The sequence below is a fragment of the Actinoplanes solisilvae genome (assembly GCF_003999975.1).
Lineage (GTDB): Bacteria > Actinomycetota > Actinomycetes > Mycobacteriales > Micromonosporaceae > Actinoplanes > Actinoplanes solisilvae.
The window spans coordinates 316,516-335,053 of record NZ_RJAC01000004.1 but is presented as its reverse complement, the minus strand read 5'-3'; the positions used below and the strand labels follow the sequence as shown (position 1 = coordinate 335,053).

General features: G+C 70.0%; 16 protein-coding genes. 2 read left to right on the top strand and 14 right to left on the bottom strand.

Annotated features, from left to right (window positions below; all coding sequences use genetic code 11):
• Positions 1 to 16: 16 nt before the first annotated feature.
• The 7 genes from EER30_RS14960 to EER30_RS14930 all read right to left on the bottom strand — a co-directional run bounded on the left by EER30_RS14960 (position 17) and on the right by EER30_RS14930 (position 8,761).
• A complete protein-coding gene (locus EER30_RS14960) occupies positions 17 to 1,261 on the bottom strand; it encodes a hypothetical protein (protein WP_127501026.1) in 1,245 nt (414 codons plus the stop codon).
• A 176-nt stretch (positions 1,262 to 1,437) separates the two neighbouring features.
• On the bottom strand, positions 1,438 to 2,229 hold the full coding sequence (locus EER30_RS14955; protein WP_127501025.1) for a M15 family metallopeptidase: 792 nt from the start codon (positions 2,227 to 2,229) through the stop codon (positions 1,438 to 1,440).
• Between the two features lie 66 nt (positions 2,230 to 2,295).
• On the bottom strand, positions 2,296 to 3,315 hold the full coding sequence (locus EER30_RS14950; RefSeq protein ID WP_127501024.1) for an ABC transporter ATP-binding protein: 1,020 nt from the start codon (positions 3,313 to 3,315) through the stop codon (positions 2,296 to 2,298).
• Positions 3,312 to 4,157, bottom strand: a complete 846-nt coding sequence (locus tag EER30_RS14945) for an ABC transporter permease (protein ID WP_205650239.1) — start codon at positions 4,155 to 4,157, stop codon at positions 3,312 to 3,314. Before EER30_RS14945 ends, EER30_RS14950 begins: the two co-directional genes overlap by 4 nt.
• Positions 4,145 to 5,044, bottom strand: coding sequence for an ABC transporter permease (locus EER30_RS14940; RefSeq protein WP_205650238.1), 900 nt, complete (start codon positions 5,042 to 5,044; stop codon positions 4,145 to 4,147). Before EER30_RS14940 ends, EER30_RS14945 begins: the two co-directional genes overlap by 13 nt.
• Positions 5,037 to 6,155, bottom strand: coding sequence for an ABC transporter substrate-binding protein (locus tag EER30_RS14935; RefSeq protein ID WP_240670022.1), 1,119 nt, complete (start codon positions 6,153 to 6,155; stop codon positions 5,037 to 5,039). The genes EER30_RS14940 and EER30_RS14935 overlap by 8 nt, the downstream gene beginning before the upstream one ends.
• Positions 6,156 to 6,373: 218 nt before the next feature.
• Positions 6,374 to 8,761, bottom strand: a complete 2,388-nt coding sequence (locus tag EER30_RS14930) for a DUF4132 domain-containing protein (RefSeq protein ID WP_127501022.1) — start codon at positions 8,759 to 8,761, stop codon at positions 6,374 to 6,376.
• A 107-nt stretch (positions 8,762 to 8,868) separates the two neighbouring features.
• Here EER30_RS14930 and EER30_RS14925 point away from each other — a divergent pair, with 107 nt between their 5' ends.
• Together EER30_RS14925 and EER30_RS14920 are read left to right on the top strand one after the other, a co-directional pair.
• Complete coding sequence (locus EER30_RS14925) at positions 8,869 to 9,360, top strand: hypothetical protein (protein ID WP_127501021.1); 492 nt, start codon at positions 8,869 to 8,871, stop codon at positions 9,358 to 9,360.
• Between the two features lie 32 nt (positions 9,361 to 9,392).
• The gene (locus EER30_RS14920; RefSeq protein WP_127501020.1) at positions 9,393 to 10,202 is read left to right on the top strand and encodes a DUF1963 domain-containing protein; all 810 of its coding nucleotides are present in this window, start codon (positions 9,393 to 9,395) and stop codon (positions 10,200 to 10,202) included.
• Here EER30_RS14920 and EER30_RS14915 read toward each other — a convergent pair.
• From EER30_RS14915 to EER30_RS14885, 7 genes are all read right to left on the bottom strand, one after another.
• Positions 10,192 to 10,389 carry a diguanylate cyclase domain-containing protein gene (locus EER30_RS14915; protein WP_127501019.1) on the bottom strand — a complete coding sequence of 66 codons (198 nt, stop codon included), beginning with the start codon at positions 10,387 to 10,389 and terminating at the stop codon, positions 10,192 to 10,194. The genes EER30_RS14920 and EER30_RS14915 overlap by 11 nt on opposite strands.
• A gap of 25 nt (positions 10,390 to 10,414) precedes the next feature.
• Positions 10,415 to 11,788 (bottom strand): B12-binding domain-containing radical SAM protein, encoded by a 1,374-nt coding sequence (locus EER30_RS14910; RefSeq protein ID WP_127501018.1) that lies wholly within the window; start codon positions 11,786 to 11,788, stop codon positions 10,415 to 10,417.
• A gap of 167 nt (positions 11,789 to 11,955) precedes the next feature.
• Positions 11,956 to 13,002 carry a GGDEF domain-containing protein gene (locus EER30_RS14905; RefSeq protein ID WP_127501017.1) on the bottom strand — a complete coding sequence of 349 codons (1,047 nt, stop codon included), beginning with the start codon at positions 13,000 to 13,002 and terminating at the stop codon, positions 11,956 to 11,958.
• A 38-nt stretch (positions 13,003 to 13,040) separates the two neighbouring features.
• Positions 13,041 to 14,102 (bottom strand): CaiB/BaiF CoA transferase family protein, encoded by a 1,062-nt coding sequence (locus EER30_RS14900; protein ID WP_127501016.1) that lies wholly within the window; start codon positions 14,100 to 14,102, stop codon positions 13,041 to 13,043.
• Complete coding sequence (locus EER30_RS14895) at positions 14,099 to 16,135, bottom strand: 3-hydroxyacyl-CoA dehydrogenase NAD-binding domain-containing protein (protein ID WP_127501015.1); 2,037 nt, start codon at positions 16,133 to 16,135, stop codon at positions 14,099 to 14,101. Before EER30_RS14895 ends, EER30_RS14900 begins: the two co-directional genes overlap by 4 nt.
• Entirely contained in the window at positions 16,135 to 17,340 is a 1,206-nt protein-coding gene (locus tag EER30_RS14890) for an acetyl-CoA C-acetyltransferase (RefSeq protein ID WP_127501014.1), read from the bottom strand. The genes EER30_RS14895 and EER30_RS14890 overlap by 1 nt, the downstream gene beginning before the upstream one ends.
• A complete protein-coding gene (locus EER30_RS14885) occupies positions 17,330 to 18,493 on the bottom strand; it encodes an acyl-CoA dehydrogenase family protein (RefSeq protein WP_127501013.1) in 1,164 nt (387 codons plus the stop codon). The genes EER30_RS14890 and EER30_RS14885 overlap by 11 nt, the downstream gene beginning before the upstream one ends.
• Positions 18,494 to 18,538: the final 45 nt, after the last annotated feature.

Below are 18,538 nucleotides of genomic sequence, written 5' to 3'. Positions count from 1 at the left end.
TGCGCAACGCCCGCCGCTAACGCGGCGCGATATCGGCGAGACGGCGAGCCATCTCGTCGTCCCGTCCCATGGCCCTACCCAGGGCTCTGATGCTCATGAAGAGCGGCATGGAGACGTGCCCTCGGAAACGATCCTCCAGCGCTGAGAGACTCTCGGGATTCTTGCGGAGTTCAATCAGGTCAAGCTCCCCATCGAATTCAAGGCTCTGAAGGAACGGAGTCTCCACGAAACGGACGTCACGGCCGGCGAGTTCGTCGGAGGTCAGCTTCAGAAGTGTCACCCCGACGTACTCGGGCTTCGCGCCCTCCTTGACCCAGCGGAAATAGCCGAGTATCTCGGTCCAGGCGATGTCGCGATAGCGAATGTTCGATTCCTCGACCAGTTCGCGTTGCATGGCACCGGCGAGGAAATCCACGAGAGCGCGTTCACCGTTAGAGAATCGTCGAATGTCCCGCAGATCCGCCGACCCCGATCCGGCCGGAGCGTATAGGCCGGCTTCCGATGCTGACCCGGGTCCCTGCAGAGCCAGCACCAGTCTGCCGTCCGCGCTGAAGGCCAGCGTCGAGACGCCTATGGCGTTGGCTTGGGAACTGACGGCGAGTGGGATCAGCTCGCCGTCGCGAAGAAAGAGCTTCGCCCCGTCGACCAGTTCGCTGCCGGTGCGCCGGTCGAGCACGCGCCGACCCGTCAGGTAGTTCGAGCAGAACAGACTGAAGTAGTCGGTGCGGCTGAGATTCAGGGTGCCGCCTGCGGTCAGCGTCTCGGCGGTCAGATCATCATCCTGGCGCACCAGTGCTCCGTTGAACAGGCCCTCCCTCCTCGGGCTGCTGACAATGATCTCGTGGGCCAACCGGCTGATCCGATGGGGCAACTTCGTCTGCTGTGACCGCCAGCGGCATATTGCGGTTGACGTCGGTAAGGCCTCGTCGATGTCGTCCCAGACGACCGCCAGCCCTTTCCCGCTTTCCGCGACGCTGCCCGGCAGTCGCACCAGTGCGCCTCCGGCAGGCGCCGTCCTGACCTTCGGAACGGCGGCGGGAACCAGGGCGATGGTCGAGCGATGCAACCGGATCCACTCCGGAACCATGAGAGCGACCGACAACAGCACGCCGGCGACGCCCAGGCTGTAGCCCCAACTCAGGCTGGCGGTTCCAGCTAGCAGCCCGAGAACGCTGAGCAGGAGCCCGGCAATCGCGCCATAGTAGGTGGCGCGGCGCTGAACTCCAGTGCGACGAAGGTCCCAGCCTCTGCGCAGGCCCAACGCTAGCAACCACAGTCGGCTGGTTTCCCGTGCTTGCGGGTCCGGTTCTGGTGACATTCAGCCTCCCGATCACACACCAGGTATCTGTCGTGGACTCAGGGTAAGCCAAACGATCGACCTGGCCGCTGCGCGAGTTCAGGGTTCGGCAGGGCGCGGAACACTGACTATCTAGGGCGTCAGCGGTTGGTGAGGCTGAAGTGCATGTAGTCCTTCAAGGAGGTCCAGGTGCCGCCCCAGTGGAAGCCGTTCCACAGGAAAGCACGGGCTGCGCCCTCGGGGTGGATCATGCCGATCAGGCGGCGGTTGCGGTCGAGGTAGAGGCCGCCCGCTGCGGGGGAGAGGAACGTGCCACGCTTCATCGGGTTCTGCAATGGGTTGATGTCGACGGCGGTGCCTGCGGCGTGTTCTGACCAGACCTTCGTGCCGGCCACCGCTCGGCAGTTGTAGCCGGCCGTCACGATGCTCATGTCGGTCTCGCCGGGCATGTTCAGGCGCATGGGGGCCATGGCCATGATGCGGAAGCGCCAGCGGTAGAGGGTTTCGAAGGCCCGCTGCACCCTCGGGGCCACGTCGTGGCGGACGATGACGCTGCCGTCCCGGGCGGCGCCGGTGAAGTCGATGTAGGTGACCCACACGCGGCGCAGGTTGGCCGGGATGATCGGGCAGCCCTTGGCGGGGTTCCAGTTGACCATGCCGGGGCTGACGGTCTCGATCCGCGAGCTGAACACCGGCAGGGGAGCGGGCGGCGGGTTCAGCCGCAGCACGCCGTCGGGCTGGATCGGGGCCTCGTACGGGATCTGGTTCCAGGACGCCAGGTCGTGGGGGTCCAGGTCGTACATCCCGGCGATGTAGGCCAGGGACTCCTGTGGGCGGATCACGTGCCATACCGTTCCGGCCGCCGCGGCCCGGGTGGGGGCCGCGAACGGCAGGAGCAGCAGGACGATCAGGACGGGCAGGATTCGACGCACGGCTCAGACCGTACGAAGCGTCCCGGGCGAGTCGCAGGCAAACGCGTAAATCAGGAAACGCGGAGATCAGGCCAGCGCGACGGGATTCGGGGCGAGCGTCACGCGTACGGGAGTGCCGGGTGCCAACGTCGCCAGGCGGTCGGTGGCCACCTGTGCGACGACCAGCAGGTCCCCGACCGTGACCGTGATCTTGCTGATCGGGCCGAGGAAGCTGGTGGTCAGCACGCGACCCTCGCCCGACTCGTCGGGCGACACCGAAACCGACTCGGGGCGTACGAGCGCGGTCACCGACACCGAGGACGCGGGCGACAGCAGCGGCAGCCGCGTCCCCAGCACCTCGACCTTGTTGCCGACGACCGTGCCGGGCAGCCGGTTCGAGAGTCCGACGAACTCGGCCACGAACGGCGTCGCGGGCGTGAGGTATATGTCGGCCGGCGCGGCGAGTTGTTCGAGCTTGCCGGCCCGCATGACACCGACCCGGTCGGCGACCGCGAGGGCCTCCTCCTGGTCGTGCGTGACGAACAGCGTCGTCGTGCCGACCTCGGTCTGGATGCGGCGGATCTCGTCGCGGAGCTGCACGCGCACCTTCGCGTCGAGCGCCGACAGCGGCTCGTCCAGCAGCAGCACGCTCGGCTCGATGGCCAGGGCCCGGGCCAGCGCCACCCGCTGCTGCTGCCCGCCCGAGAGCTGATGCGGGTAGCGGTCGGCGAACGCGCCGATGCCGACGAGTTCGAGCATGTCCTTGGCCCGCGCCAACGATTTGCCCCGGCCCCGCAGCGACAGGCCGAAGGACACGTTGGCCAGGGCCGTCAGGTGCGGGAAGAGGCTGTACGCCTGGAAGACCATGCCCATGTCGCGACGGTTCGCCGGGAGTGCCGTGACGTCCTTGCCGCCGACGAGGACCTGGCCGCTGTCCGCGTCCTCGAGGCCGGCGAGCACGCGCAGCGCCGTCGTCTTGCCGCAGCCGGACGGCCCGAGCAGCGCGATGAACTCGCCCGGTTCGATCGACAGGTCCAGATTGTCCAGGGCGTGCACGGCGCCGAACGTACGGCGCAGCCCTTTGAGTTGTACGGCGACGCCGGTCATGCGGCGGACTCCTTGGGAGCGGGAGGAACGACGGGGGCACCTGGGGCGACCGGGACGGAATTGCGACGACGTCCGCCCAGCAGAGACAGCAGAAGCAGCAGTACGAAGGCGAGCAGCAGGGCGGTCAGCGACACCGCCACCGACATGGTCGCGCTGCTCTTGCCCAGGAAGTTGATGGCGACCTGCAGGTTCGTGCGGTTGAGCAGCGACGCGATCGTGAACTCGCCGAGCACCAGCGCCACGGTCAGGAACGCCGCGGACAGCACCGCCGAGCGGATGTTCGGCAGCACGACTCGCCACATCACCGTCGCCCAACCGGCGCCCAGACTGCGGGCGGCTTCGGCGAGGGTCTTCACGTCGATCGCCGACAGGCCCGCGTCGATCGCGCGGTAGGCGTACGGGAAAACCAGGACGGTATAGGCGAACACCAGGGTCAGGGACGAGCCACCGAAGAAGTACGTGACCCAGGCGTAGACCGGTGCGAGGCCCACGACCAGCACGATCGCGGGGATCGTGAGCGGCAGCAGGCACAGGAACTCGACCAGCCGCCGCAGCCGGGGCAGCCGCAGCCGCACCCACACGGCCGTCGGCACGAGCAGCACGAGCATCAGCAGGGCCGTGAACCCGGCCTGCAGCAGCGACGCGGTGATGCCCTCGGCCAGCGCCGGGTACTTCTCGCTCAGCGACGGCCAGTTGACCAGGGCGGGCCACGTCTCGGGGTCGCGGGTGGAGAACTCGACCATCGCGGCCAGGGGGAGCAGGAAGAAGACGCCGAGCACGATCAGCACGGTCCAGCGGAACACGCGCTGTTTACGGGCTCGGCGAGCGATCACCCCAGCCACTTGGACGTCCTTTTCTGCAGCAGGGTGTAGAGCGCCATGACCACGGCCACGACGACGACCATGCCCAGCGCCATCGCCTTGCCCACGTTCTGCTGGCCGAGCAGGACCTCGCTGGTCAGTGCCCCACGGATCTGCAACGGCACGAGCGGGCTGCCCTGACTCACGAGGGCGGCCGCGGTGGCGTACGCGGAAAAGCTGTTGGCGAAGAGCAGCAGGGTCGAGCCGAGGAACGCGGGGGCGAGCAGCGGGCCGGCCACGCGCGTCCAGTATTGCCAGGTCGTGCCGCCCAGGCTCTCGGTCGCCTCGCGCCACTGGGGACGGATGCCGTCGAGCGCGGGCAGGAAGACGATGACCATGAGCGGGATCTGGAAGTACGTGTAGACGAGCGTGAGGCCGGGCAGTTCGAACAGCCACACCCCGTTGGCGTACAGGTTGAAGTCGAGGTGTTCCTGCAGCCACACGGTGACGAAACCGGACAGGCCGATCGTCGCCAGGAACGCGAAGGCCAGGGTCACGCCGCCGAACTGGGCGAGTACGCCGGCCGCCGCGGTCACCGTGCGGCGCAGCAGCCCGTCGGGTTTCGCGGTCGTCAGGGCGTACGCCAGAAGGGCACCGAGAACCGCACCGATGAGCGCGCTGATGGCCGAGAGCCCGATGCTGCGGCCGAACGCGTCGAGGATGTACGAGTTCCCGAGCGCCTTGACGTTGCCGAGAGTGACGCCGCCCTCGTCCCCGGCGAACGCGCCGAGCACCACGACCAGCGTCGGGATGATCAGGAAGATCGTCACGTACGCGAAGAACGGAACCGTTCCCAGCAGGGCGGTGACGCCCCGCAGCCGCGACCGTACGGCCACACGCTGCGGGACGTCCGTCGCGATCTCAGCCAATGGCCTTGGCCCAGTTCGCCGCGAGGATCTCCTTGGCCTTCACGTTCTGCGCCTCGGTCGGGATGACCGGCGTGCCCTCGATCTTCGGCAGCGCGTCGAACGCGGTCTTGTCGATCGTGCCGGCCTTCTGCATCGCCTCGGCCCGCACCGGGCGGGCGCCACCCTTGAGCCACAGGTTCTGGCCCTCGTCGGAGTAGAGGAACTCCTGCCACAGGCGCGCGGCGGCCGGGTGCGGGGCGTCCTTGCTGATGGCCTGCACGTAGTACGAGCCGAGGACCGCGCCGTTGGGCACGAAGGTCTTCCAGGTCTTGACCTTGGCGACCTGCGCCGCGTTCAGGTAGTCCCAGTCGAAGACGACCGGGGTCTGACCGGACTGGATGGTCGTGTCGGACGGGTCGACCGGCAGCAGGTTTCCGGCCTTCTTGAGCTGACCGAAGAACTCGACGCCCTTGGTGATGTCCTCGACGGTGCCGCCGTTGGCCAGCGACGCCATCTGCACGCCGCCGAACGCGGAACCGGCCTGCGTCGGGTCGCCGTTGAGCGCGACCTTGCCCTTGTACTCCGGCTTGAGCAGGTCGGCCAGGGTCGCCGGGGCGGGGACCTTGGCGCTGTCGTAGCCGACCGACATGTAGCCGCCGTAGTCGTTCACCCAGGCGCCGTTCGCGTCCTTGAGGTTCTCGGGCACCTCGGCGAACTTCTCGGTCTTGTACGGCGCGAACATGGCGACGTTGGCCGTGGCCACCGACGCGCCCAGGTCGAACACGTCCGGCGCGCCGGCCTGGCCCTTGAGCTGGTTCGCGGCGTTGATCTCGTCCTGGCTCGACCCGTCCGGCTGCGCCGAGTTGACCTTGATGCCGTACTTGTCGCCGAACGCCTTGATGATCTCGCCGTAGTTCGCCCAGTTCGGCGGCAGCGCGATGACGTTGAGCTGGCCCTCGGCCTTGGCCGCCTCGACCAGCTTGTCGAGCCCGCCCAGGTCGGCGGCGCTGGTCGCGCTGGCGGCGCCGGAACCGGTCGACTCGCTCTCCTTCTCGGGCGGCGAGCAGGCCGCGACCGCGGCTATGGTGGCGGCCGCCATGGTGACGGCGATCGTTCGGGTAAATGGACGCACAGTGTTCCTCCCTCTGCGAACACCAGCCGGTGTGCGCTGGGTGATCATGAGAGTGCAGGCTTGACGGCAGGCGTCGCGGAGGCGTCCGCACGGCGACAATCAGTGAGTGATCCGGCGGGGCCCGCTCCAGCCGTCGCCGTGATCGTAAACCGGATGATGATCGAAACATATACCTGCTTATCTGTCGTGACGCGTTCGACGCACGCCGTCGTGCGGCCTTACCTGGAGATCTGTTCCACGTCGTCGGCGGCCCCGAGCTGAGTGGTGATCGAAGGGTCGGTGATCTTGTCGTCGGCGGCCAGCATGATGGCTTTGGAGAGGATCGCGGACAGGACCGGGTCGTCGTTGAAGGGCAGGGTCAGCTTCTTGGTCTTGGCGCGGTCGGCAACGATGCACAGGTAGGCGTCGTCGGGGGCCATCAGGATGTTGGCCGAGCCCAGGTGGATTCGGTAGATACCCAGATTGCCCCGGACCTGCAGGAAGCGGTCTTGCAGCTCACACCGCGGGCCCACGGCCAGGCGGGGGAGCAGGCGGGCCAGGGTCTCGCGGCGCATCTCGCCGGCGGGGGTCAGCGTGGCGAAGGCGGTGCGGTGGCGGTAGTCGGCGAAGCGGTCCTCGCCGCGGTCGCGCCAGTCGTCGTCGGCGGCGATCGAGGTGACGCCGACGAACAGGTCGACATCGCGCATGGCCTCGCTGAGCACCAGTGGCGGCACCTCGGCCAGCGGGGTGGTCGTCCAGGCGCGGCCGTCGCGGCGGGCGAAGCGCACCTGGTCGGTTGTGCAGTAGGGCAGGTCCCAGGTGCTCGACTCGATCCAGTCGTGGAAGAAGACGGCCTGCCAGTCGCCGCCGCCGAACTCCTTCTTCGCCTCGCCGTGGTAGCCGTCGCTCCAGCCGCCCAGGTAGTTGGCGGCCCAGCCGCGCTCGCGCATCAGCGCGTTCGCCTGCCGGTAGTGCAGGATGTGCGCGGCGAACCGGTTCGAATAGGTGCCTGTCTGCTCCTCGGCCGGGGTCAGCCGGTAGACCTCGCGGAAGGCCTGCTTGAGAGGCTGCCGCAGCTCGGCCTCGACGATCCGGCCGCGCCACCGGGCGACCTCGGCCGGGCCGACGAGCGCCGGATGCCACAGCCGCACCCGCCATCCGTCTCTCGGTGCGGCGTCGAGATCGGACAGGGTCCAGCCGTCACCGGAGCGCGCGGGTAGCCCGGACGTCCAGATCCCGCCGTTGGGGGAGATCTGCCAGATGAGGCGACGGGCGATGGCTCCGGTGATCGGGTGGTCGAGGTAGTGCCGTTTCCACGTGCCCCAGTCCCACGTCCGCTCCTGCGAGAACAGCCCTTCGATCCGGAGTCGTTCGACGCCGAGCGACTGATTGGCCTCGGCGACCAGACGGCGGGCCGGAGCCAGGGCCTCTTTCCAGGCGGGCGGCACGGCCCGCCGAACGACCCCGTTCTCGTACGCCCGCAGCCGCGCCCGGCCGTTGTCGATCGCCACGACGGCTTCGTTGGCCGAACCCATGGGCCAGGCGCGCCGGCCGTCTCGGTCGAGTCCGTGGTCGTCGACCGTCAGTTCGAGGGCCTCGCCGGGCGACCAACCGCGTTCGCGGCCGAGCCGGTCAAGGGCCTTGCCGACCCGGGGCAGAAGCAACCGGCTGCGGACGGTCTGGCTGAGCCGGGCGAGGACCTGGACGGGAACGTCGCCCGAGCGCTGGGCCAGGATGTCTACGACGGCGACCGCAGCCTTGGGCGCGACGAGTTGCGCGCCGCCCCGCCAGGCCGGGGCGGCCACCGCGAGCGCCACACCGCCGAGCAACTCGGTGGACTCGTCGCCGGGGACGCGCGACTGCAACCAGATCAGCCCGCGCAGCAGGGCGTCGATGTGGTCGCGGACCAGGCCGGTTCCGCCGCGGTAGCCGCCGAGCAGCAGCGCGACGGCCTCGCTCGCCGCTGGGGTGGCAGCCAGCCGCTCGTCGGCCTCGCGGAGCCAGGCCTTCGTCGGGGCGGGTTTGGTCAGGTCGGAGGCGAACCGGAACACCGCCTGGACCTCGGCGTCGGCGAGCAGCACCCACAAGCCCGGGGCCTGCCCGCGGGCTTCGTTGGCGGCCGCCGCCAGGTCGGCGGGCACCCCCTGGTGGAAGTGGCGCAGGCTGTTGCCGAAGAGCCTCGCCAGCCGGCGCGTTCCCTCCCCCGCGACGTAGTGACCGTTGTAGAGCCCGTCGAACGCGGCCAACAGTTGGCCTCCGAGACCCTGTAGCTCGGCCGGGTCGAGCGCGGACGCGATCAGGGCAGGCACCCAGAACGGCGCGTCGGAGACGGTGGTCAGCGGGATCTCGCAGAGCAGGTGCCGCAGCGCCCACACCAGGTCGTCGCGAGTCCACGGTGTATCGAGGCCGTCGGCGACCACCAGGGACTGACCGATGTAGCCGAAGTAGGAGGCGTCCTCTCCTGCCACACGTTCATGGACGAGCAGCATGGCGCGACGGCGCACCTCACCGTCGTGCGCGGTCAGCCCCAGGCCGCCCTCGCCGCGGATGATCTGCTCGGCCACCACCCGGGCCGCGTCGATCTGCTGTTCGGTCGTCGTGTCGACGGCCGCGACCACCTCGGTCATGAAGCCCACCCCGTTCCGTGTGCGCCAGATGATGCAGGAGGGGTACGACATCTTTTCCGGCGAACGACTAGGTTCCCTGATCGACGAGAGTCGGGAGGACCAGAGTCGTGAAGCGTGCCTGGTTGACAGTGGCCGCGGTCGCGCTGGTCGCCGTGCCGCCCGTCGCGTATTCGGCGGCGAGCGCGGCCCTGCCCGAACCGGCCACGACGTTGACCACCGGCTTGCCCGACCGGCTCGACGGGCCCTGGTGGTGGACGCCGACGGTGGAGCAGGCGCCTCCGGGGCGTACGGGTGTGGTCGTCGGTGGATCGACGCTGGGCCTGCGCAATCCGGTGACCGGTGAAGGGACCGTCGATCTGGTGGCCGGGGGCCGGCACACGTTGCTGCCGTTCGAGTTCGACGGGTATCAGGTGCCGGGGAACGGGTTGCTGCTCTCGCCCGACGGCAGCCACGTGGCCTATTCGTCCGACGACAGCGACGAACTCGCGGTTCTCGACCTGTCGAGCGGGAAGGTGCGGCGGGTTGAGGCCGCCCCCGCGGAACACACGCCGCTGGCCTGGGGCGTGGCTGCTCTGGTGTTCCGGCTTCGGTTCGGGTGAACTGTCGCACCCGCGTGGCATCATGCTCAGCCATGGATCAGCAGGGGCGGTTTCGTCAGGCGGCTCTCGCGTCGGGCATCCCGGACGACGAGGTCAGCAGGTTCGCCGAGCACCTTCGGTTGTCGGTCCGCTTGAGCGGCGGCTCCGGTGGGGTCCCGGTCGGGCGGTTCGGCGGGTCGCCCCCGCTGCCGGTCGGCGTGGACTGGCCGTCCGAACAGGGCGGCCGGCTCCCGTACGTCTTCTCTGTCGATTGTGCGGCGCTGCCCGAGGTCGACGGCTCGAAGCTTCCCCCGCACGGCACGCTGCTGTTCTTCCTCGACCACGAGAAGGATCACCTGACCGAGGGGTACGGACGAGTCGTGTACGGCACCGCGACCGCGCAGCCCCCCGACGGCGGGTACGACCTCAGCGCCACCCTCGTCGCCGAGCTGCCCGACTGGATGGAGCCGCGGGACGACGACGAGGACGAGGACGACGACGCCGAGCTGCCCGAGGGCTTTCCCCATCTCGAAGAGCTGCGGGCGTTGGCGTACGACCTCTGGCCGCTCGAGAACGGGCTGGCCAGCGCCTACCTCGGCGGCTACGTCGACGACGAGGTGATCACGAGCATCGCGGAGCAGACCCTCGCCGGGCGCGAGCAGGCCGGCGAGATCGTCGTCCCGGTGGCGAACTGGTACTCCCACGTGCAGAGGGAGAAGCACCGGCTGGCGGGGGAGTGGATGTCGCTCGCCCGTTTCTCCGCGGACGATGAGTTCTACTCCGGCAGTTTCGTCATCCGCCACGACGACCTGGCCGCAGGCCGGGTCGACCGGGCGTTCTCCGTGACCGGGTTCAGCGAGTAGAGCGCCGGGCCGGGCCCCCTCTCGTCGGGTGGGCGTCCTTGCCGATGTAGTACGTGTCCCGGCCCGCCTTCTTGGCCGCGCCGAGCGCGTCGCCGGCGGCCTGGAAGACCTCGTCGGGGCGTACGCCGTCGGCGGGGTACACGGCCACGCCCGCCGAGGCGGTGACGTGCGCCTTCTGCCGGGTCAGCGGCGGCGAGCTCCGCTCACTGTGGTCAGCGGCCTGAGCGGGCCAGTCCCAGCGTCGTCTCCAGCAGGGGCAGGGCGCGCAGCACCTGGCGGGAGCGGATCAGCGCGTCCCACAGCGGTTCGAACTTCTTCCAGCCGCCCGCGTACGCGAGATGGCGCAGGCGGTCGGGGAGGGGTTTGCCGGCCGCGCCGCGCCAGATCGCGGGCCAGCGGTAGAAGTCGCGGTACGCGCGCCAGTAGCCGTCCTCGAGCTCGGCCGGGGTCATGCCGACGGGGCGGAACACCACCTGGCGCGTGTCGTAGCGGTGCCAGTCGCGATGGCTGATGCGGCCGGCGGCTTCCATGCGGCGGAACAGAGCCGTTCCGGGATAGGGCGTCATGATGTGGAAGGTCACGGTTTCGAGACCCACCCCGACGGCCCAATCCACCGTACGGTCGAAGACGTCGGGCGTGTCGTCGTCCATGCCGAACACGAAGCTGGCGTTGATCATCGCGCCGGCCGCGTGTACGCGCGCGGCCACCTCGTCGTAGCTGCGGTTGATGTTCTGCCGTTTGCGCTGGCCGGGCAGGTTCGCCGCGTTGATGGTCTCGAAGCCGACGAAGACGCTGCGCATGCCGGCCGTGACCGCCTGTTCGAGCAGGCCGGGGGCCAGGAGCGCGTCGACCGTGCTGGCCGCCTGCCAGACGCGGTTCATCCCGGCCATGCCGGCGAACAGCGCCTCCGCGAAACGGCGATTACCCAGCAGGTGATCGTCGAGGAAGTAGAGATGACGGCCGGGCAACCGATCGATCTCGGTCAAAGCGTCGTCGACGAGTTGTGTATAGAAGCTCTTGCCGCCCTCGAAGAACGCGTCCTTGTAGCAGAAATCGCAGTGGTGCGGGCAACCGCGGGAAACCACGATCGAATTCGGTACGAGGTATCGTTCGCGCCGGATCAGGTCGCGGCGCACCGGTGGCAGGCCGGCCAGCGTCCGCTCGGTCGAGACATAGCGCGCGGCCGGCGAGCCACGGCGGAAGTCGTCGAGGAATCTAGGCCAGGTGTCCTCGCCGGGGCCGAGGAAGATCGCGTCCGCGTGGGTGGCCGCCTCGTCGGGCAGAGAGGTCACGTGCAGGCCGCCGAGTGCGACGAATGCGCCGCGGGAACGGTAGCTGTCGGCCAGTTCGTACGCGCGCCGGGCCGAGGTGATGTAGGCCTGGATCACCACGATGTCGGGCCGGTCGTCCGCCACGTACGAGTCGATGTTCTCCACATGCTCGTCGAGGATCCGGACCTCGTCGTCGTCGCGAAGATAAGCGGCCAGGGTAGCCAGCCCCAACGGTGGAAACAGCGAATACTTGATCGGCCGGAACAGGGGACTGGTCGCCTCGGTCAACGCCGGAAGAATCATCGTGACCCGCATGAGCCCGAACGCTAGGCCTCCGATGTGGAGAAATGGTGAGCGCCCGGAGCGAATAGCGCGGAGACGACGAATCCCCGCCCGGGTCACCGGGCGGGGATTCGATCAAGGGGCGCAGACCGGCGAGCGTTGATACGCTCCCCGTCCGCGTTCAGGCGACCCGGGGAGGATCAGAGGCGCGAGGTGGTTTTCTCGCGGTACATGGCGGCGTCGGCCAGCAGGCTCAGGGCGTCGAAGCCGCTGGTCTCGCTCGGGGCGCGGGTGGCGACGCCGACCGAGACGCCCACGGTGACCGCCCGGCCGTCGATGTCGGCTGGGCGGCTGATCTCGGTGCGCAGGCGGGCGGCCAGTGCGTCGGCCTCGGCGGGTGTCGCGTCGGCCAGCAGCACCAGGAACTCGTCGCCGCCGATGCGCCCGGCCAGGTCGGCGGGGCGCAGGTGGGCGCGCAGCCTGGAGGCGGTCACGCGCAGGAGTTCGTCGCCGGCCGCGTGGCCCAGGGTGTCGTTGACTGCTTTGAAGCCGTTCAGGTCGAGCAGCAGCAGGGCCATCGGGCGGCCGGTCAGGTCGTCGGCGTGGGTGCGCAGGTGTTTGCGGTTGGGCAGGCCGGTCAGGCCGTCGTGGGTCGCCTGGTGGTGGAGTTGGCCGCGGATGGTGGTGAGCTCGTTGACCTGGCGGCTGTAGGCGGCCGACTGGGTGCCGCACAGCCCGGCCACGAACAGGTTGACCAGCAGGGCCAGCACGAGGTCGTCGGGTGGCATCGCCTCGCCGCCGAAGACGACGGCCGCGACGATCAGGATGCCGCTGGTGGCGGCCCACGCGATCAGGGCGCCCGGCACCCGGCCGCGCATGGCCGAGACCAGCACCGGCACGGCGAGCATGGGCCACACCGTACGGCCGCTGTAGGCCTGGATGCCGACCACGATGCCGCTGATCGCGAGGGTGTCGAAGATGACCTGGAGGCGGCCGAACAGGTTGTAGCGCGGGCCGCCGGGGCGGCGCAGGTTCACCGTCGAGAAGCCGAGCGCGAGCGTCATCAGCACCAGGCCGGTCCAGCAGGAGAGCCGTACGGGCAGGGCGTCCTCGGCCTCGGGCGGCGCGCCGACCAGGCCGAACAGGAACAGGGTGGTCGCCACCATCCCGAGCCCGCGTGACAGCAGCGCGCTCGCCTCGGTGGTTCGGCGCCGGCGCAGCACGGACGGGTCCAGGATCGTGTTCATCGCCGTGACATCGGCCGCGTGAGCGCCCGCCTGAGGGTTTACCAGCCGGCGAGGACCTCCGGAACGGTCACGGCCGTGGGTGGTTGCGGTTCTTGTGAGGGCGTACGACCGAAGCGCGGCGCCGGCGCGGGCTGGGTGACGCCGTCCACGTCGACGAACGTACGACGGAAGTGGTTGTGGGGGTGTGCTGGCGCTTCGACCGGGGAGAGCACGGGCGCGACGCAAGCGTCCAGGGAGGCGAAAACCGCGGTCCACTCGTCGCGCGTGCGGGTGAGGAAACGTGACGCCAGCAAGGCGCGCATGGCGGGCCAGCCCGACTTGTCGTATTGCGGGGAAACGTCAGAAACGTCGAGGCCGTCGAGCAGCGCCTGGAAGAACGGCGGCTCGAGCGCCCCCACCGCCATGTAACCGCCGTCCGAGGTCCGGTAGGTGTCGTAGAACGGCGCTCCGCCGTCGAGCAGGTTCTCGCCCCGCTCCCCGTTCCACAGGCCCGAGGCCGTCATGCCGTGCAGGAACGTCATGAGCAGCGCCGACCCGTCGACCATGGCCGCGTCGACCACCTGGCCACGCCCCGAGCGGGACCGTTCGAGCAGGGCGGCGAGCACCCCCACGGCCAGAAGCATGCCGCCCCCGGCGAAATCACCGAGCAGGTTGATCGGGGCGTGCGGGCGTTCGCCGGGGCGGCCGAGGGGTTCGAGCGCTCCGGCGACGGCGATGTAGTCGATGTCGTGCCCGGCCCGTGCGGCGAGGGGTCCGTCCTGGCCCCAGCCGGTCATCCGGGCGTACACGAGCCTGGGGTTGATCTTCTCGCACTCGGCCGGGCCGAACCCGAGCCGCTCGGCGACGCCGGGGCGGTAGCCCTCGACCAGCACGTCGGCGCTCGCGGCCAGGCGCAGCAGGTCAGCCACCCCGGCCTGGGTCTTAAGATCGAGTTCGACCGTGCGGCGGCCACGGTCGAGCGGTCCCGTCGGCAGCAACGGCCCGCCGGGGCGGTCGACGCGCACGACGTCAGCGCCGAGATCGGCCAGCACCATGCACCCGAACGGGCCGGGCGCCAACCCGGCCAGCTCCACCACCCGTACGCCGGAAAGGGTTGTCATGCCGGAATGAACCGGTCGCCGTAGCGGGCGGCCAGCGAACGGGCACGGCGGTGAAAATCAGCGTGCTGGCGGGCGAAGCGCAGCACGCCGCCGGTCCACGCGGGGTAGCCGATGCCGAGGATCGAGCCGACGTTGCCGTCCTCCTCGGTGCGCAGCACACCCTCGTCCAGGCAGCGGCGCGCGTCGATGGCCTCGGCGAACAGGAACCGGTCCTTGAGGTCTTCGAGCGGAACCGAACGGCCCTCATCGGTCGCGAACGACGCCAAGCCGGGCCAGAGAGCGCCGCGACGGCCTTCGGCGTACGTGTAGAAGCCGCGGCCCGCCGCCCGGCCGGGCCGATCGTGTTCCCCGACCATCGCGTCGACCAGGGCGTGCGAGGGCAGGGCCACGAACGCGTCCCCGGCGGCCGCCTCGAACTGCCGGCGGATGCGCTGCACGAGCGACAGGCTGACCTCGTCGGCCAGCGCGAGAGGCCCGGTCGGATAGCCGGCCTGCAGCGCCGCGTGCTCGATCGACGGCGCCGGGACGCCCTCGGCCAGCATGCCGATCGCCTCGTCGAGGAACTTGCCGATGACCCGGCTGGTGAAGAAGCCGCGCCCGTCGTTGACCACGATCGGGGTCTTGCCGATGCGCCGGCCCAGGTCGAAGGCGCGGGCCACGGCCTCGTCGCCGGTCTGCTCGCCGACGACGATCTCCAGCAGCGGCATCTTGCCGACGGGAGAGAAGAAATGCATCCCGATGAAGTCGCCCGGCCGTTCGACGCCCCTCGCGAGGCCGGTGATCGGCAGGGTGGACGTGTTCGACGCGAGCAGGGCGTCCTCGGTGAGGTAGGGCGCCACCTCCGCGTAGACGGCGTTTTTCAGCGCCGGGTCTTCGAAGACGGCCTCGATCAGCACGTCGCAGCCGGCCAGGTCGCGCGGGTCGGCGGTCGTGGTGATGCGGGCCAGCACGGCCGGGTCGCCCTTCTGCTGGGTCGCGCGGGCCGCGAGCAGCGGGGTCACGTCCTTGACCACCACGTCGAGGCCGGCGCGGGCGCAGGCGTACGCGATACCCGCCCCCATCATCCCGGCGCCGAGCACGGCCACCTTGCGGGCCGGGGCGACCTCGACGTCCGGGCGGGCCAGGCCGCCGTTGACCGCGCGCATGTCGAAGAAGAGCGCACCCATCATGTTCTTGGCGATCTGCGAGGTGAGCAGCGTGATCAGGTGGCGGGTCTCGATGACCAGCGCGGTCTCGAAATCGACCTGGGCGCCCTCGACGGCGGTCGCCAGGATCTTCTCGGGCGCGGGCAGCGAGGCGCCCTTGAGCTGCTGTCGCAGGGTGGCCGGGAAGGCGGGCAGCATCGCGGCCAGTTTGGGGGAGGCGGGAGTGCCGCCGGGCATGCGGTAACCCTCGCGGTCCCAGGGCTGGGCGGCGTCGGGGTTGGCGGCGATCCACGCGCGAGCGCTCTCGATCAACGCGGCCGGTGTATCCACCACCTCGTCGACCAGACCGTTGTCGCGGGCGTCGGCGGGCCGCAGGCGGCGGCCGGTGAGCAACCACGTCGTCAGAGCCGGAGCCAACCCCAACATCCTCACCGTACGGGTCACGCCGCCGGCGCCCGGCAGCAGACCGAGGGTCACCTCGGGGAAACCGAGCCGCGTCCCCGGCGCGTCGAGGGCGATCCGGTGATGGCAGGCGAGCGCCACCTCGAGGCCCCCGCCGAGCGCGGCCCCGTTGATCGCGGCGACGACCGGGCGGCCGTACGTCTCCAGCCGCCGGAAGTCGCGCTTGATGGTCGTGAGCAGCTCGAACAGGGCGGGCGCGTCCTCCTTCTCGGCGCGGGCCATCGAGGGCAGGTCGCCACCGGCGAAGAACGTCTTCTTGGCGCTGGTCACGATCACGCCGGTGACCTGCTCGCGCTCGGCTTCGAGGCGGTCGAGCGCGGCGGTCATCGCGGCCACATAGGTGGCGTTCATCGTGTTCGCCGACTGGTCGGGGTCGTCGAGGGTGAGGGTGACGACGCCGTCGCCGTCCCGCTCGTAGTTGATCATCAGAGCCTCTCCAGGACGGTCGCGACGCCCATGCCGCCGCCGATGCACAGGGTGACGACGGCCCGGCGCAGGTCACGCCGTTCCAGCTCGTCGAGGGCGGTGCCGAGCAGCATCGCGCCGGTCGCTCCCAGGGGATGACCGAGCGCGATCGCCCCGCCGTTGACGTTGACCGTCTCGGGGTCGAGATCGAGGTCGCGGATGTATTTGAGGACCACCGCCGCGAACGCCTCGTTGATCTCGAACAGGTCGATGTCGGCGACGGTCAGCCCGGCCGCGGCCAGGGCCTTTCGGGTGGCGGGGGCCGGTCCGGTGAGCATCAGCGTCGGGTCGGCCCCGGTGACGGCGGCCCCGGCGATGCGGGCGCGCGGGGTCAGGCCCAGTTCGCGGCCGGCCTGTTCACTGCCCAGCAGTACGAGGCCCGCGCCGTCGACGATGCCCGATGAGTTGCCCGCGTGGTGGACGTGGTCGAGCCGCTCGAGCCAGTGGAATTTGCGCAGGGCGACGGCGTCGAAGAAGTCGGTCTTCGCGAACGATGGCCGTAGCCGGGCCAGGCTCTCCACCGTGGTGCCGGGGCGCGGGTGCTCGTCGGCGGTGAGGACGTCGAGTCCGTTGGCGTCGCGTACGGGCACGAGCGAGCGGGCGAAGTGGCCGCCGGCCTGGGCTTTGGCCGCCCGGTCCTGTGACAGCACGGCCCACGCGTCGACGTCCTCGCGGCTGAAGCCCTCGAGGGTGGCGATCAGGTCGGCGCTGATGCCCTGCGGCACGAAGTCGGTGGCCAGGGCGGTCTCGGGGTCGAGGAACCAGGCGCCGCCGTCGGAGCCCATCGGGTTGCGCGACATCGACTCGACGCCGCCGGCCACGATCAGGTGTTCCCAGCCGGAGCGCAGCCGGGCCGCGGCCTGGTTCACGGCTTCGAGGCCCGAGCCGCAGAACCGGTCGAGCTGCACGCCGGCCACGGTGTCGGGCAGTCCGGCCAGCAGGGCGGCCGAGCGGGACAGGTCGCCGCCCTGCTCGCCGACCGGGGTGACGATGCCGAGCACGACGTCGTCGATGCGGGCCGGGTCCAGGCCGGGCAGGCGGGTGCGCAGGGCGTCGAGCAGGCCGGTGACCAGGGAGATCGGCTTCACCCCGTGCAGCGCGCCGTCCGGCTTGCCCCGGCCGCGGGGGGTACGCAAGGTGTCGTACACGAATGCCTCAGAGGACACGGGCGATCAGCTCCTTCATGATCTCGTTCGTGCCGCCGTAGATCTTCTGCACGCGGGCGTCGGCATACATGCGGGCGATCGGATACTCCGTGGTGTAGCCGTAGCCGCCGAAGATCTGCAGGCAGCGGTCGACCACTTCGCACTGTCCCTCGGTCAGCCACGACTTCGCCATCGCGGCGGTGGCCACGTCGAGCTCGCCGCGGGTGTGCCGCACGATGCAGTCGTCGAGGAAGACCCGGGACACCCTCGTACGGGTCGCGCACTCGGCCAGCACCATGCGGGTGTTCTGATGACCCATCAGCGGCTTGCCGAAAGCGGTCCGTTCCTTCGCGTACGCCGTGGTCAGCTCGACCGCGCGCTGCATCGCCGCCACCGCGCCCACGCCGATCACCAGGCGCTCCTGCGGAAGCTGGGTCATCATCTGGAAGAACCCGGAGCCCTCGGTGCCCAGCAGGTTGGCCGCGGGCACGCGCAGATCGTCGAAGAACAGTTCGGCCGTGTCGTTGGAGTGCAGCCCGATCTTTTCCAGGAGGCGCCCGCGCCGGAACCCCGGGACGTCGTCGTTGACGGCACACACCAGGAGACTGATGCCGGCCGCTCCCTGGGACGGGTCCGTCTTGACCGCGAGGATGATCAGGTCGGCCAGGCCGCCGTTGGTGATGAACGTCTTCGAGCCGTTGACCACGTAGTCGTCGCCGTCGCGGACCGCCCGCGTGCGGATGGCCTGCAGGTCGGAGCCGCCGCCGGGCTCGGTCATGCCGATCGCGCCCACGAGGCTGCCGTCACAGAGGCCGGGCAGCCAGCGCCGTTTCTGCTCGTCGCTGCCGTAGGCGACCAGGTAGCCGGTGACGATGCCGCTGTGCACCGCCAGCCCCAGGCTGCCCTCGCCGCACAGCATCTGCTCGTGCAACATGACGGCCTCGTGGGTGAAGTCGCCGCCCCCGCCGCCGAACTCCTCGGGCACGCTCAACCCCAGCAGCCCCAGCTCGCCGGCTTGACGGTAGTGCTCCCGGTCGGGGTGGCCCTGCTGCTCGTGCCGGGCCGCGAAGGGCAGCACCTCCTTGGTGAAGAAGCCGCGGGCCAGCCCGGCGAGGTCGTCGTGCTCGGGCGCGAGCCACGCCGGGGTGTAGCCGTCCAGTCCAGGGGTGGGCATGGTCCTACCCTTCCGTGGTTGTTGGCGCTGTGTCAACAACGGCGT

Bases quoted from the DNA above. Each gene is read 5' to 3' on its own strand.
- EER30_RS14950 (WP_127501024.1), bottom strand. From the start codon at position 3,315: ATGACCGGCGTCGCCGTACAACTCAAAGGGCTGCGCCGTACGTTCGGC.
- EER30_RS14930 (WP_127501022.1), bottom strand. From the start codon at position 8,761: ATGACCGAGGTGGTCGCGGCCGTCGACACGACGACCGAACAGCAGATC.
- EER30_RS14920 (WP_127501020.1), top strand. From the start codon at position 9,393: ATGGATCAGCAGGGGCGGTTTCGTCAGGCGGCTCTCGCGTCGGGCATC.
- EER30_RS14910 (WP_127501018.1), bottom strand. From the start codon at position 11,788: ATGCGGGTCACGATGATTCTTCCGGCGTTGACCGAGGCGACCAGTCCC.
- EER30_RS14905 (WP_127501017.1), bottom strand. From the start codon at position 13,002: ATGAACACGATCCTGGACCCGTCCGTGCTGCGCCGGCGCCGAACCACC.
- EER30_RS14900 (WP_127501016.1), bottom strand. From the start codon at position 14,102: ATGACAACCCTTTCCGGCGTACGGGTGGTGGAGCTGGCCGGGTTGGCG.
- EER30_RS14895 (WP_127501015.1), bottom strand. From the start codon at position 16,135: ATGATCAACTACGAGCGGGACGGCGACGGCGTCGTCACCCTCACCCTC.
- EER30_RS14885 (WP_127501013.1), bottom strand. From the start codon at position 18,493: ATGCCCACCCCTGGACTGGACGGCTACACCCCGGCGTGGCTCGCGCCC.